This is a genomic window from Streptomyces sp. CB02400 (assembly GCF_001905725.1).
GTDB lineage: Bacteria > Actinomycetota > Actinomycetes > Streptomycetales > Streptomycetaceae > Streptomyces > Streptomyces atrovirens.
In genome coordinates, this window is the sequence record NZ_LIWB01000007.1 from 185,243 (window position 1) to 200,012 (window position 14,770).

The 14,770-nt window shown below is 71.0% G+C and carries 10 protein-coding genes and 1 pseudogene; 8 read left to right on the forward strand and 3 right to left on the reverse strand.

Annotation, left to right across the window (positions count from 1 at the left end):
- The 3 genes from AMK33_RS18995 to AMK33_RS19005 all read right to left on the reverse strand — a co-directional run bounded on the left by AMK33_RS18995 (position 1) and on the right by AMK33_RS19005 (position 4,261).
- A complete protein-coding gene (locus AMK33_RS18995) occupies positions 1-933 on the reverse strand; it encodes a carbohydrate ABC transporter permease (RefSeq protein WP_073934025.1) in 933 nt (310 codons plus the stop codon).
- A 22-nt stretch (positions 934-955) separates the two neighbouring features.
- Complete coding sequence (locus AMK33_RS19000) at positions 956-2,326, reverse strand: extracellular solute-binding protein (RefSeq protein ID WP_073934026.1); 1,371 nt, start codon at positions 2,324-2,326, stop codon at positions 956-958.
- 108 nt (positions 2,327-2,434) lie between these two features.
- The gene (locus tag AMK33_RS19005) at positions 2,435-4,261 is read right to left on the reverse strand and encodes a glycoside hydrolase family 2 protein (protein ID WP_073934027.1); all 1,827 of its coding nucleotides are present in this window, start codon (positions 4,259-4,261) and stop codon (positions 2,435-2,437) included.
- A 177-nt stretch (positions 4,262-4,438) separates the two neighbouring features.
- Here AMK33_RS19005 and AMK33_RS19010 point away from each other — a divergent pair, with 177 nt between their 5' ends.
- The 8 genes and pseudogenes from AMK33_RS19010 to AMK33_RS19045 form a co-directional block, all read left to right on the forward strand.
- Positions 4,439-5,452, forward strand: a complete 1,014-nt coding sequence (locus AMK33_RS19010) for a LacI family DNA-binding transcriptional regulator (RefSeq protein WP_073934028.1) — start codon at positions 4,439-4,441, stop codon at positions 5,450-5,452.
- A 505-nt stretch (positions 5,453-5,957) separates the two neighbouring features.
- On the forward strand, positions 5,958-6,989 hold the full coding sequence (locus AMK33_RS19015; protein ID WP_073934029.1) for a LacI family DNA-binding transcriptional regulator: 1,032 nt from the start codon (positions 5,958-5,960) through the stop codon (positions 6,987-6,989).
- A gap of 1,059 nt (positions 6,990-8,048) precedes the next feature.
- On the forward strand, positions 8,049-9,146 hold the full coding sequence (locus AMK33_RS19020) for an ABC transporter substrate-binding protein (RefSeq protein WP_073934030.1): 1,098 nt from the start codon (positions 8,049-8,051) through the stop codon (positions 9,144-9,146).
- 66 nt (positions 9,147-9,212) lie between these two features.
- Positions 9,213-10,772, forward strand: coding sequence for a sugar ABC transporter ATP-binding protein (locus AMK33_RS19025; protein ID WP_073934031.1), 1,560 nt, complete (start codon positions 9,213-9,215; stop codon positions 10,770-10,772).
- On the forward strand, positions 10,765-11,727 hold the full coding sequence (locus tag AMK33_RS19030) for an ABC transporter permease (RefSeq protein ID WP_073934032.1): 963 nt from the start codon (positions 10,765-10,767) through the stop codon (positions 11,725-11,727). Before AMK33_RS19025 ends, AMK33_RS19030 begins: the two co-directional genes overlap by 8 nt.
- The gene (locus tag AMK33_RS19035) at positions 11,724-12,761 is read left to right on the forward strand and encodes an ABC transporter permease (protein ID WP_073934033.1); all 1,038 of its coding nucleotides are present in this window, start codon (positions 11,724-11,726) and stop codon (positions 12,759-12,761) included. Before AMK33_RS19030 ends, AMK33_RS19035 begins: the two co-directional genes overlap by 4 nt.
- 374 nt (positions 12,762-13,135) lie before the next feature.
- Positions 13,136-14,359 carry an RNA-guided endonuclease InsQ/TnpB family protein gene (locus tag AMK33_RS19040; RefSeq protein ID WP_073934034.1) on the forward strand — a complete coding sequence of 408 codons (1,224 nt, stop codon included), beginning with the start codon at positions 13,136-13,138 and terminating at the stop codon, positions 14,357-14,359.
- 57 nt (positions 14,360-14,416) lie between these two features.
- Positions 14,417-14,709, forward strand: a pseudogene (locus AMK33_RS19045) (AbfB domain-containing protein); the annotation flags it as partial.
- Positions 14,710-14,770 lie beyond the last annotated feature (61 nt).

Here is a 14,770-nt window from a genome sequence, read left to right on the forward strand (position 1 = left end):
TCACTTCTCCCTGCGGCGAAGGGCGACGAACTGCACGGCGGAGGCGAGGACGATGAGGGCGAAGAAGACGTAAGCGATGGCGGAGGCGTAGCCGAGGCGGTAGCCGGTGAAGCCCATGTCGTAGAGGTACTCGACGACGGGGCGGGTGGAGCCGTTGGGCCCGCCCTTGGTGAGCAGGTACACCTGGTCGAAGACCTTCAGCGAGGCGAGGATCTGCAGCACCGTGACCACGCCGATGATGCGCCGCAGTTGCGGGAGCGTCACGTGCCACAGCCGCCGCCAGGCGCCGGCGCCGTCCAGGGCCGCCGCCTCGTACAGGTGGTCGGGCACGGCTTGCAGCGCGGCCAGGAACAGCAGGAAGTTGAAGCCGACGGTCCACCACAGGGTGGCGATCACGATGGCGTACAGGGCGACGGACTCGTCGCTCAGCCAGGCGTAGCCGTCCAGCCCGACCGCCTGCAGCAGGTGGTTGTAGAGGCCGAGGTCCGGCTGGTAGAGCCAGCCCCACAGCAGGCCGATCACACCGACCGGCAGCAGGTACGGGGCGAAGAACGCGAGCCGCCACACCCACTGTCCGGGCAGTCCGGTGTACACCAGCAGGGCCATGCCGAGGGCGACGACCACCAGGGGCACGGTGGAGACGACGGTGAACCACACGGTGTGCCACATGGTGCGCCACATCTCGGCGTCGCCGAGGGCCTCCGCGTAGTTGTCCAGTCCGATGAAGGACGGGTCCTGGGCGGCGAGCGAGGTGTCGGTGAGGCTCATCCAGACGCCCTGGACCAGCGGCCAGAGCATGAAGAGGACGAACAGGACGAGGAACGGCAGGGCGAAGAGGAGTCCCGGGGAGAAGGCGCGGCGCGGTGTCGCGCCGGGTCCTCCGGCGGGGCGGGCGGCCTTCGGACGGCCGCGGGAAGCGAGTTCGGTGGACATCTGCTGCCTCCTTCGCGGCGGCTCAGGCCGGGCTGGGCTTGGAGAGGGCGGTGTTGATCCGCTCGACCATGGCGCGGGCGGCCCGGTCGGGCGCCAGGCCGTCGAGCATGGACTGCTGGAGCACCTGCGACATGGAGTTCTGGAAGTCGGATCCGGCTCCGGCGAACCAGACGGCGGGGTCGAGCACCACGTGGTCGGCCGCCGCCGCGTACCGTGCCTGCGGCTCCAGTCGTGCGTAGGCCTCGGTACGGGTCACCGGCTGGTACGCCGGGATGTGACCGGCCTTCGCCCAGGTCTGGCCGGCCTTGAGGATGGCGGCCACCGCCTGGTGGGTGCGCCTGCGGTGTGCCTCGTCGGGGTCGGGGCGGCGCGGCAGCACGAAGGAGTGGGAGTCGGCGTAGATCGCGGGGGTGCCGAACACCGTGGGGAAGGGCGCCGCCCCGATCTCCGGGTCGGCGGCCCGGAAGGTGCCGAGCTCCCATTCACCGGAGAGGATCATGGCGCTCTGGCTGTTGGTGAAGTTGGCGAGGGCCGCCGGGTAGTCGAGGCGGCGCGGGTTGGCGCGGCCGTCGACCAGTTTCTGCATGAAGGCGATGACCTCGGTCATCGCGTCGACGTTCGCCGTGACGGTGCCGCCGACGGGCAGGTCGAAGTCGTTCCCGGTCTGCCGGTAGAGCCCGTAGAACAGCCGCCAGCCCTGCGCCGTGTCGTTGACGTAGCCGAAGGCGATCCCCTGCTTGCCGGACGCCTTGGCCAGTTCCCGGCCGGCTTCGAGGAACCGCTCGGGGCTGGAGAAGGCGTCCTGGTCGAGGCTTCCGTCGCCGGTCAGCAGTCCGGCCTCGCGGACGGGGTCCGGGTGGTAGAAGACGATGAACGGGTGGGTGTCCAGCGGTACGGCGAACGTCCGGCCCTGGTACTGGGTGCGGCCCCACACGGCGTCGGCGAAGTCCTTCTCGCGGACGCCGAATTCGGCCAGCAGGCCGGTGTCCCAGGGGTCGAGCAGTCCCAGGGGGGCGTAGCCCGCCAGGCGCGACATGTGGGAAATCGCGACGTCCGGGCCGCGCCCGCCGGCCGAGGCCATGGCGAGCTTGGTGTAGTAGGGCGTGCCCCATTCCAGCACGGTCCGCTCGACGCGGGTGCCGGGCATGTCGGACCCTGCCGTGCCGATCAGTTCGTCGAGCAGGGCGCCGTCGGCGCCGCTGAACAGGTCCCACATGCGCACGGTGCGCGGATCCGACGAGGCCGCGGCGGAACCGCAGCCGGCGAGGGCCCCGCCGCCGAGGAGTACGGCGGCGGAGGCCAGCGAGGCGCGGAGCAGGCCGCGTCGGGACGGCGCGGCGCGGTTTCCCAGCGGCCCGGCGGAGGCGGCCCGTGGGCCAGGCAGGTCGACCATGGCACTACCTTTCTCTACATCGATGTACATCGCCGCCGGACGCTGCGGACGACATGCCGTGGGGAGGGGCCCCGGTTCCGGTCGTCCGCCGGGCCGGGTGCGGCGCCGTCAGCCGGCTGATTCGCAGGCGGCCGTGCGCTGCTGGACTTGGCGCAGTACGGCGGTGTCGAACTTCTCGGCGCGGTCGAAGCCGTAGACGCCGTTGCGCTCCTGGAAGACGTCGGTGAGCTGCGTGTAGCAGTAGCCGAACATGTCCGGGTCGTCGAGCAGGACGTCCACCAGCCCGGTGAAGCGGGCCAGGAACTCCTCGGTGCTGCGCGGCCGTTCGCCGTACCCCCAGGAGGTCCCCCGCTCGTCGCCGGCGGCGGTCGCGGCGACGGCCGCGTCCCACCAGATGCCGCCGAACTCGCTGCAGAAGTAGGGCTGTCCGCGGTAGGGGACGGACCAGTCGCGGCCGTCGGGGCCGGTGTTGACGTACGGGCGGTCCTCGGCGAGTCCCGCCATCGTCTTGGCGAAGGCCCGCGGGTCCTGCTCGTAGCAGTGCGAGTCGTAGACGTCGGTCTCCGCCACGCGGTGGGCGTAGCCGGAGGCGTCGATCACCGGGCGGCTGGGGTCGGCCTGCTTGGTGGCAAGGAACATCGCCCGCGTCACGTCGTCGAGCTGGGTGATCCGGTCGTGCAGGTTCTGGTACGTCTCGTTCAGCGGGCACCAGCCGATGATCGACGGGTGGGAGTGGTCGCGTTCCAGGGCTTCCAGCCACTGGGCGACGTAACCGGCGTCGGGGCGCTGGTTGTCGTCGCGTACGCCGGTCTCGCAGCCCCAGTCGCCGAACTCGCCCCACACCAGGTAGCCGAGCCGGTCGGCGTGGTAGAGGTAGCGCTCCTCGAACACCTTCTGGTGGAGGCGGGCCCCGTTGAAACCGGCCCGCAGGCCGAGTTCGATGTCGCGCACGAGGTCGGCGTCGGTGGGGGCGGTCATCAGGCCGTCCGGGTAGTAGCCCTGGTCGAGCACCAGCCGCTGGAACACCGGCTCGCCGTTGATCAGCACCCGCTTGCCGTGGACGGCGACCGAGCGCAGTCCGGCGTACGACGTCGCCTCGTCGACGATTCCGCCGGCCGCGTCGACGAGCTGGAAGCGCAGGTCGTACAGGTGCGGGTCGGCCGGCGACCAGGTGCGCAGCCGGTCCTCGGGCACGGTCAGCACCAGCCGGGGGCACAGGTCGAGGTCGGCGCGGGCGGAGGCGGACACGACCTCGCCGTGCTCGTCCGTGAGGACCGCCCGCACCCGGTGGCCCGGCAGGTTGCCGGTGACCGGGAGGTCGATGTGGAAGGAGCCCGAGCCCAGGTCGGGGGTGATCCGCGGGCGCTTGAGGCGGGCCGTGGCCGGTACGGGCTCCAGCCACACCGTCTGCCAGATCCCGGTGGTCCGGGTGTAGTGGCAGTGGGTGTTGGCGTACCAGGTGGCCTGCTTTCCGCGTGCCTGCGGGCCGTGCCGGGTGTCGCGGGCGCGGACCACGATCACGGCCTCCTCGCCGGGCGCGGCCACCCCGCGCAGCTCCGCGGTGAACGGGGTGAAGCCGCCGCGGTGGCGGGCCACCTCGGTGCCGTTGACCCAGACGGTGGCATCGTGGTCCACCGCCCCGAAGTGCAGCAGTACGTCGTTGCCGGACCACTCGGCCGGGACGGTCACCGTGCGCCGGTACCAGACGGCCTCCAGGAAGTCCGTGTCGCCGATTCCCGACAGTTCGGACTCGGGGCAGAAGGGCACGAGGATCTCGCCCGCGAGGTCGCGGTCGCGCAGTCCGCGCTCCAGTCCGCTGTCCCCGCGGTCCGTCTCGAACTGCCAGCGGCCGTTGAGGTTCAGCCAGGCCTCGCGGACGAACTGGGGCCGGGGGTGCTCCGGACGCGGGACGTCCAGGGGCAGGGGCGTGCTCATGCTGCTCCTCATCAGTGCAGGTGCGCTGTGTACGGGGTCATGCGACCACACGATTACATCGATGTAAATGGCGGCGGCGGAAAGTTTTCGATGGAACGATTCACGTCACCCGCGGCCCGGTCCGACGGAGCTGCCGTTACGATCCCGACAGGCAGCGGGAGGGACGAGAAGGGAAGCATGGGCAGGCCCAGGATCAAGGACGTCGCGGAGTACGCCGGCGTCTCGGCGAAGACCGTGTCGAACGTCCTCAACGACTACGAGCACGTCTCCGAGCGGACCCGGACCGCGGTGCGGGAGGCCATCGACGCGCTCGGCTACCGGGTCAACATCGCCGGACGGCAGCTCCGCCGGGGCCGTACGGGCATGATCGCGCTGGCCGTGCCGGACCTGGACGTCGCCTATTTCGCCGAACTGGCCCGGCACGTCATGGCGGAGACCGAACGCCGGGGCAGCACCACGCTGCTGGTCGAGACCGGCGGACGGCACGAGAAGGAACTGGCCGCGGTGCGCGGGTTCGACGCCCAGTTCACCGACGGCGTCATTCTCTCGCCGCTCGCCCTGCAACCCCGCGACCTGGCCGATCGTGACACCCGGCTGCCGCTGGTACTGCTGGGTGAGTGCAACCTGCCCGGCAGCGCCGACCATGTCGCGATCGACAACGTGACGGCGGCGCGCGAGGCGACCGAGCACCTGCTGTCGCGGGGCCGCCGGCGCATCGCGGTGATCGGCGGTGATCTGCACGGGTCGCGGAACACCAGCCGGCTGCGCACGGTCGGCCACCAGGAGGCCCTGGCCGCGGCCGGGGTGGCGCTGCCGGACGAACTGGTCCTTCCCGTGCCCGCGTTCCGCTGGGCCGACGGGGCCGCCGCCACCCGCATCCTCATGCGGCTGCCGGAGCGGCCGGACGCGATGCTCTGCCTCAACGACCACCTGGCGCTGGGCGCGGTGCGGGCCCTGCACGAGGACGGCTGGTCGGTGCCGAAGGACCTCGACGTGGTCGGGTTCGACGACATCGAGGCCACCCGGTTCAGCATCCCCACCGTCACCACCGTCGCCCCGGACAAGCGGGGCATCGCGCGGCGGGCGGTGGAGCTGCTGCTGGACCGTATCGACGCGGACGGGCCGGGCGGGCCGGCCGTCGACGAGACGGCGGGGCATCGGCTGATCGTGCGGGAGAGTTCGGGAGGTTGAGGGAGCCGGGCCGGTCCAGTTCGGTCCGGGCCTGTCCAGTTCGGTCCGGTCCGGTCCGGGCGACGGCCCGTCCGCCTGTGGGCACGGGGCCGCTCCGGTGGAGGGATGCTGTTGGCGAATCCGGCGGCAAGACGCCGACGGGAGCGAACCTCCCACCGGAACGGCCCGTCGACGGCGCGTCGCCGGGAGATTCGCTCCCGGCGTGGCCCCGGGGCTTGCGCCTGGGAGTGGTCCGGCGGATTCACCGACGGCGTCCGGTGGACGGCGCGGGTCCTCCGGGACGACACTTCCGGTGACGGCCCCGGCGCCGGCGCCCGGGAGCCGTCCGGTCCGGCGAGGTCCGCGGGGCCGTTCTCGACACGCCCCCTGTTCACGCCTTGTCAGTGTCACGGGACGGCATGTATAACGTTGTAAAACTTGAGCCCAGCGGCTCGGCGCACGGCTCATGGTGACGGCACGTATCCGCACCGACCAACCGAGTCGGGCCGCTCACGAAGGGATTGCCGTGCGGGTCAGCCTCAAGGACGTCGCCGCGCACGCGGGGGTCTCCATCAAGACCGTCTCCAACGTGGTGAACAACTACCAGCACGTCACCCCGGCCATGCGCGAGCGTGTCCAGCGGTCCATCGACGCGCTCGGTTACCGGCCCAACCTCGCCGCCAGGCATCTGCGGAAGGGACGTACGGGCATCATCGCGCTCGCCCTGCCCGAACTCGGGAACCCCTACTTCGCCGAACTGGCCGCCTCCGTCATCGACGCCGCGTCCGAGCACGACTACATCGTGCTGCTCGACCACACCGGGGGCATGCGCGAGCAGGAGCTGCTGGTGAGCCAGGGCTTCCGGGCCCGGGTCATCGACGGGCTCATCCTCAGCCCCATCGAGCTGGAGGCCGAGGACCTGCGCGACCGCGCCCAGGACGTGCCGCTGGTGCTGCTCGGCGAGCGGGACTACGACCTGCCGTACGACCACATCGCCATCGACAACGTGGCCGCGGCCCGCGCCGCCGTCCGGCACCTGATCTGCCTGGGGCGCCGGGAGGTGGCGTTCATCGGGGCCCGGCGCGGACGCAGCGAGCCCGCGCAACTGCGCGTGCGCGGCTGGCGCGAGGAACTGACCGCCGCGGGGCTGTCGGCCGACGAGGGGCTCGTCGCCGCCACCGACGGCTGGGGACACGCAGACGGGGCGCTGGCCATGAACCACATCCTCGACAGCGGACGGCGGCCCGACGCGGTGTTCGCCTACAACGACCCGATGGCGATCGGGGCGATGCGGGTGCTGCACGAACGGGGGCTGCGGGTACCGGAGGACATCGCCGTCGTCGGCTTCGACGACGTGATCGAGGGACGCTTCGGGGCGGTGACGCTCACGTCCGTGTCGCCGGACAAGGCCGCCATCGGCCGGCTGGCGGTGGAGTCGGTACTCGCCCGCCTCAACGACCGGGCGCCGGAGCCGCGCCGGATCTGGGCGGATTACCGACTCGCCGAGCGGGAGAGCACGTTGGGGCGGCCTGCGGCCGGGAAGGTCACGGACGTCTGACGTACCGGGCGTGCCGCGGGCGGTGCCCGCGGCTTCGGGACGAACCTGTGCCGGGGACACGCCGTCGCGTGTGCCTGCGCGTCGGCGGCGCTCGCGACACGCCTGAGGCAGTGCCGTCGGGGCGGCCGACACGCCGGAGCCCTTGAGCAGGGGCGCCTCCTGACACACCGAGCCCTTGAGCAGGGGCGCGCCCTGACACGCCGAAGTCCCTGAGCGGGGGCACGCCCTGACACGTCGACCGCCGGACGGAAACACCGCGGCGGCGCTCGCGGAGGCGGGGCCGGCCCGCGCTTGGACGTGCCTACGGCGCCGCCGCACGCCGGATCGGCCGGGGGCGGGTCGAGTGAGCGCGTTGGTACGCGACACGTCTGTGGAGTCGGCGTGGTCTTGCGTGCCCCTGAGCGGCCGACACGCCGGAGTGCGCGCAGGCCGGCGGCAGTTGGGTGCCCTCGGTGGGCGTGGGGGTTTGCGCGGCCCGGCGTGTGCGGGGTGCCGTCGCGCCCACCCGTGCCGCCCCAGCGGCACGACTGCCCGCGGTTGGCGGCGGGGCGGGTGCACCGCGGGAGTCCGTTGCCGTCCGCGTGAGTGCTCAAGTCGGCGACCGGTACCGCTGGTTCGACGAGCCGGGCCCACCACTGGGCTGCCGGGGCCGGAGGCCGGTCTTCCCCGGTACACATGCCGTACACCGACGTGCCTCCTGGCCGCAGAGCCGAAGGCCGGTCTCAGCCGGCACACGCGCCGTACACCGACGTGCCTCATGGGCTCGGGGGCGGAGCCCGGTCTCCCCGGTACACGCCATGCGCCGACGGCACTTCACGGCGCACGGGGCAAGCGCTTGCCGGGGCGAGCGGTGGCCCGGGCGGCGCGGGAGTGGGCCGCCGTCCGACCCGCCCCGTTCGCTTCGCACCTTGTGCGCAAGGGGTTTACAGCATCCTTCCAACGATGTAAAACCTCCTTGCGGCGCACCGGACGCCGCTTTGCACAGGGGGAGCAGCACCATGTCTGCGCGTCCTTCGGCTCCCCAGTTCCCTTTTCAGCGTCACCCGGATCGGGGTCACCATGCAGCGCACCACTCACCGTTCTCACCTTCTCGCCCGTCCCGTGGTCGTGGCCTTGGCCGCCGCCGTGGCCCTGACCGTCACCTCCTGCGCCAAGTCGGAGGACGACGCGTCGGACAGCAAGAAGTCCCCGGCGGCCGCCGCCGACGCCGAGCAGAAGGTCGTCACGCCGAAGCCGGGCAGCGAGACCTGCACCATCGACGCCTACGGCGGCGAGAAGATCGACCTGAAGGACGCCACGGTCGGCTTCTCCCAGTCGGAGAAGGAGGCCAATCCGTTCCGCATCGCGGAGACGCAGTCCATCAAGGACGAGGCGGCCAAGAGAGGCGTCAAGCTGCTCACCGCCAACGCCCAGTCGCAGTTCTCCAAGCAGATCAGCGACGTCCAGACCCTGCTCACCAAGGGCGTCGACCTGCTGGTGATCGCCCCGCTCAACTCCGACGGCTGGGACCCGGTGCTGCAGGCCGCCGCCGCGAAGAAGGTCCCGATCGTCACCATCGACCGCAAGATCAACGCCACCCCCTGCAAGGACTACGTCTCCTTCATCGCCTCGGACTTCGTCGAGCAGGGCCGCCGCGCCGCCGACCAGATGATCGAGGCCACCGGCGGCAAGGGCGAGGTCGCCATCCTGCTGGGCTCGGCCGGGAACAACGTCACCACCGAGCGCACCAAGGGCTTCAAGGAGCGCGTCGCCGAGAAGGCCCCCGACCTGAAGGTCGTCTTCGAGCAGACCGGTGACTTCACCCGTGAGAAGGGCCAGCAGGTCACCGAGCAGCTCATCCAGTCCAACCCCGGCATCAAGGGAATCTACGCGGAGAACGACGAGATGGGCCTGGGCGCGGTCGCCGCGCTGAAGGGCGCCGGCAAGAAGGCCGGCGACGTCGAGATCATCACGGTCGACGGTACGCGCAACGCCGTCCAGGGCGTCGTCGACGGCTGGATCAGCGGCGTCATCGAGTCCAACCCGAGGTTCGGCCCGCTGGCGTTCCAGACGCTGGACGACTTCACCCAGGGCGAGGAAGTCCCCCAGGACATCGTGATCCAGGACAGCGCCTACGACGCCGACAACGCCGAGCAGGACCTCGGCAAGGCCTACTGATCCGCTCCGGGGCCCGGTCCCCGGGCCCCCTGTCCGTCCGTCACCACTTTCTTCCTGGAGGCACAGGTGGCTCCCCCCGCCGAAGTCCTCGCCGTCCGCGGACTGAGCAAGTCCTTCCCCGGCGTCCGGGCCCTGGACGACGTGGACCTGACCCTGCACCCCGGTGAGGTCCACGCCCTGATCGGCGAGAACGGCGCCGGCAAGTCGACCCTCATCAAGCTCCTCACCGGGGTCTACCGGCCCGACGCCGGTGACATCGTTTTCCAGGGCCGTGACGTCTCCTTCGCCACCCCGCTGGAGGCCCAGAAGGCCGGGATCTCGACCATCTACCAAGAGGTCAACCTCATCCCGCTGCTGAGCGTGGCCCGCAACCTCTTCCTGGGCCGCGAACCGCGCACCCGTCTCGGCCTGCTGGACTTCGCCCGCATGAACCGGGAGGCCGAGGAGGCGCTGAGCGCCCACGGCGTCCGGGTGGACGTCCGCCGGCCGTTGCGCACCCTCGGTGTCGGCGCGCAGCAGATGGTCGCCCTGGCGCGTGCCGTGGCGAGCGAGGCCCGGATCGTCATCATGGACGAGCCGACCTCGTCCCTGGAACCGCGGGAGGTCGAGACGCTGTTCTCGGTCATCCGCCGACTGCGCGACGAGGGCATCGCCGTCGTCTACGTCAGCCACCGTCTCGACGAGCTGTACGCCGTGTGCGACACGGTGACCGTGCTGCGCGACGGCCGTCGCGTGCACCACGGGCGCCTCGCCGACCTCGACCGGCTCTCCCTGGTGTCGACCATGCTGGGCCGGGAGCTGGGCGAGGTCCGTCAGGAGGGCCTGACGAAGTTCACCGGCGACCACCACGCCGCCGACAGCCGACCCGTGCTGGAGGCCCGTGGACTGACGGTGCCGCACAAGCTGCGCGAGGTGTCGGTGAGCATCCGTCCCGGCGAGGTCGTCGGTCTCGGCGGGCTGCTCGGCTCCGGACGCACCGAGACCGCGAAGGCCATCTCCGGTGCCCTCGGCACGAGTTCGGGCAGTGTGACGGTGGCCGGGGTCCCGTTGCGCGGCGGCTCCACCCCGGCCGCCATCCGGGCGGGCATCAGTCTGCTGCCGGAGGACCGCAAGAGCGAGGGCATCGTGCCCGGTCTGTCGGTCCGCGAGAACATCTCGCTGGCGGTCCTGCCCCGGCTCTCCCGCTTCGGCCTGGTCTCCGAGGCGCGCGTCGACAGCATCGTGGACACCTTCATCGAGCGGCTGCGCATCAAGGCGTCCTCGCCGCAGCAGAAGGTCGGTGAACTCTCCGGCGGAAACCAGCAGAAGGTGCTGCTCGCCCGCTGGCTGGCGATGAACCCCAAGGTCCTGCTCCTGGACGAGCCCACCCGGGGCATCGACGTCGGGGCCAAGGCCGAGGTGCAGAAACTCGTGGACGAACTGGCCGCGGACGGCCTGGGCGTCCTGCTCATCTCCTCCGACCTGGAGGAACTGATCGAAGGGTCCGACCGCGTGGTCGTACTGAAGGACGGTGCGGTCGTCGGCGAGCTGACCGGCGACGAGGTCACCGAGGACAAGCTGATGCGGACCATCGCCGGGCACGCCCCGGACCGGGACGCGGTCGAGGAGGCGGCCACCGATGGCTGAAGCCACCCTCAAGACCGTCCCGCTGGACAAGGCCCGCGTCCTGCAGTGGCTGCAGACGTACGGCGTCTACGCCGGCGTGGCGCTGCTGCTGGTCGTCAACATCGTCATCACCCCGCACTTCCTGTCCGCGGAGAACTTCCGCACCCAGGCCGTGCAGGTCGCCCCCGTCATCATCGTGGCGCTCGGCATGGCCCTGGTCATCGGCACCGAGGGCGTCGACCTCTCGGTCGGTGCCGTGATGGCGCTGGCGGCCTCCGTGACGGCCCTCTACCTCGGCTACGGACTCGTGCCGGCGCTGCTCGTGGTGGCGGTGTTCGCCGCGGGCGTCGGACTGGCCAACGGGGCGCTGGTCGCGTTCGTCGGGGTGCAGCCGATCGTGGCGACGCTGGCGCTCATGGTCGGCGGCCGGGGCCTCGCCCTGGTGCTGCTGCCGCAACTGGAGGACCTGCGCAACCCGTCCCTGGCCTCCCTGGGCTCGGGCGACGTGCTGGGCATCCCGTATCTGATCCTGATCGCCGCCGTGCTGGCGCTGCTGGTGGCCTTCGTCGTCCGCCGCACCACCTTCGGACGGCAGCTCCTCGCCATCGGCGACAGCCGTCCCGCGGCGCAGCTCGCCGGACTGCCGGTGCGCCGCGTGCTGATCGTGGTGTACGTCGTCTGCGCGCTGCTCGCCGCCGTGGCGGGCGTCCTCGCCACCGCGCGGCTCCAGGCCAGCGACCCGACGTCGCTGGGCAATCTGATGGAGCTGTCCGCCATCACCGCCGTCGTGGTCGGCGGGACACCGCTGACCGGCGGCCGGGTGAACATCGCCGGCACCGTGGCGGGAGCCGTCCTCATCCAGTTGCTCACCGCCACCCTCATCAAGCACGATCTGCCGCCCTCCTGGACCCAGATCGCGCAGGCCATAGTGATCGTCGCCGCGGTCTACGCGGCACGGGGACGGGGGAAGCGATGACCGCCACGAAGACGGACGCCCCGGTGACCTCGGCGGGCGACGGGAAACCGCCGGTGGCCGGCGAGCCGGTGGGGTCCGCGCGCTCCGAGCGGGTGAGCGCGCTGGTCCAGCAGCACGGCGCGCTGGCGGTGCTGGTGGTCGTCTCCCTGGTGGCGTCGTTCAGCTTCGACTCCTTCGCCACCGGGGACAACGTCAGCAACATGGCGACGAGTTCGGCGTTCCTGGCGATCGTCGCGCTCGGCATGACCTTCGTGATCATCACCGGGGGCATCGACCTGTCGGTCGGCTCGCTGTTCGCGCTGGGCGGGGTCCTGGCGGCCTGGGGCTCCCAGTACGGAACGCTGGTGGCGCTGCTGCTGCCGCTGGTGGTGTGCGGGGCGATCGGTGTCGTCAACGGGCTGCTCGTGGCCCGCTCCCGGCTGGCGCCGTTCATCGTCACCCTGGCCGCCATGCTCGGTACGCGCGGTCTGATGCTGGCGCTCACCGACGAGGGCGCCAACACGTACCTGATCGGCAAGGGTTCGTTCCTGGCGGAACTCGGGCAGGGCACGACCTTCGGTCTGGGCAATCCCGTGTGGATCACGCTGGCGCTGTTCGTCGCCGGGGCCGTCGTGCTGCGCCGTACGCGCTTCGGACAGCATGTGTACGCGGTCGGCGGCAACGAGGACGCGGCGGCGCTGATGGGCGCCCCGGTGGCCCGTACCAAGATCCTCGTCTACACCCTGTCCGGGGTGCTGGCGGGACTGGCCGGCGCGCTCAACGCGGCCTGGCTCGCCTCCGGGGTGACCATCCTCGGCAACGGCATGGAGCTGGACGCCATCGCCGCCGTCGTCATCGGCGGCACCCTGCTCACCGGCGGGCTCGGCTACGTCAGCGGCTCGCTGGTCGGTGTGCTGCTGCTCAGGGTGATCCAGAACGTCATCAACCAGGTCGGCTCCCTGGACTCCTCCTACCAGCAGGTCGTCAGCGGCGCCTTCCTGGCCGTCGTCGTCATCGCCCAGACCTGGCTGGGCCGCCGACGGCAACTGATGTAGAGCTCCGGGCGCGGCAGCCGGGCACCTCCGACTCCCGCTGCCGCGTCCGGTACCGGGCGGCCGGTCACGCTCCACCGCGGACCGACCGCTTCTCGCACGCGCACGTCTCCCCCTCCCCCTTCCCAAGGAGTGACGATTCGTCGAGTACAGGCCCCACGTCTGCCCCGCCCTCCGGTTCGGACGGTGGTGGCTCACCGCTGTGTCGGCCGTGCCGGCCCGGCTCGTCGGCATGGCCTTCACCGGCTTCGGCGTGGCGACCGCGGCACGGAGCGCCGCGGTGTCGGTCCGGCGGATCCGGACGGTGCGGCCTGGAGTGAGACGGGGAACGGATGTTCCCGGCGACAGGCGATACGGCTCGTTCGTACGATCCTCGCATGCAGCTTCGGTACGCCTTCAGGTTGTACCCGGACACCGGTCAGCAGACGGCGCCGGCCAAGGCGTTCGGGTGCGCGCGGGTGGTGTTCAACGACGGGGTGCGCGCCCGCGAGGACGCCCGCAGGGCCGGGCAGCCGTTCCCGAAGGCCGGAGAACTGTCCGTGCGTCTGATCACCGAGGCCAAACGGACAGCGGAACGGTCCTGGCTGGGTGAGGTCTCCGCGGTGGTGCTCCAGCAGTCCCTGCGGGATGCCGAGAGGGCGTACCGCAACTTCTTCGCCTCCCTCAAGGGCACCCGAAAGGACCCCAGGATCGGCCCGCCTCGCTTCAAGTCCCGCAAGGACACGCGGCAGTCGATCCGGTTCACCGCCAACGCCCGCTGGAGCATCACCGGCAGCGGACGGCTGAACCTGCCGAAGATCGGCGCGGTGAAGGTGAAGTGGTCCCGCACCCTGCCCACCACCCCCACCTCCGTCACCGTGATCAAGGACGCGGCCGGCAGGTTCTTCGCCTCGTTCGTCATCGACACCGACCCGGCCGCCGACGCCGCCCGGATGCCGGAGACCGACCGCACCCTCGGTATCGACCTCGGCCTCACCCACTTCGCCGTCCTGTACGACGGCACGAAGATCGACTCCCCGCGCTTCCTGCGGCGCGCGGAGAAGAAGCTGAAGAAGGCCCAGAAGGAACTCTCCCGCAAACAGAAGGGAAGCGAGGACCGGGACAAGGCCCGTCTGAAGGTCGCCCGTGCCCACGCCAAGGTCACCGACGCGCGCCGCGAGTTCCACCACCAGCTGTCCACGAAGCTGATCTCCGAGAACCAAGGGATCGGCGTGGAGGACCTGTCGGTGAAGGCTCTGGCCCGCACCAGACTGGCCAAGTCCGTGCACGACGCCGGGTGGTCCTCGTTCATCAGCATGCTGGAATACAAAGCGGAACGATACGGCCGCACCCTGGCCAAAATCGGCCGGTTCGAACCGACCTCCCAGACCTGCCACGTCTGCGGCACCGTGGACGGACCCAAACCCCTGAACATCCGGGAATGGACCTGTACCGCCTGCGGCACCGTCCACGACCGGGACCACAACGCCGCGATCAACATCGAAACGGCCGCCGGACTGGCGGCATCGGCCTGCGGAGCGCCGGTAAGACCAGGAGCGTTCCCGGCACAGCGCGAAGAAACAGGAAGCCACGGATTCCCGACCGGACCCAGTGCCGCGTAGCGGCACAGCAACGATCGAGAAGGCCAGAATCCTCGGGCTTCAGCCCGAGGTGCAAGTCAATCCTTCGAGTCGCGGAACTACTGCTCCGGCGAGCATCTGCGGCACCGCGACTCCTGTGTGTACAAGGAGGGCGGCAACGGCGACCTGTTCCGTGCCGACGCCACTTCTGCCCGGTCCGGGGCGCGAACGGCGGGGTGAGACTGTCCGCCTACAACTTCCCCGAGCAGTATCTGCGCCACTACAACGCCGAGTTGTGGCTGGCCACCCCGGGCGGAACCCACACCTGGGACAACCCCGCCCTCTTCACCGAGGACACCACCTGGACGGTGGAGGCCCCCTGGGCCCCCTGACGCCATGAGAGGCGGGGTGGTGCGGGCGCACATGTGCGCCCGCACCACCCCGCCGTCAGCA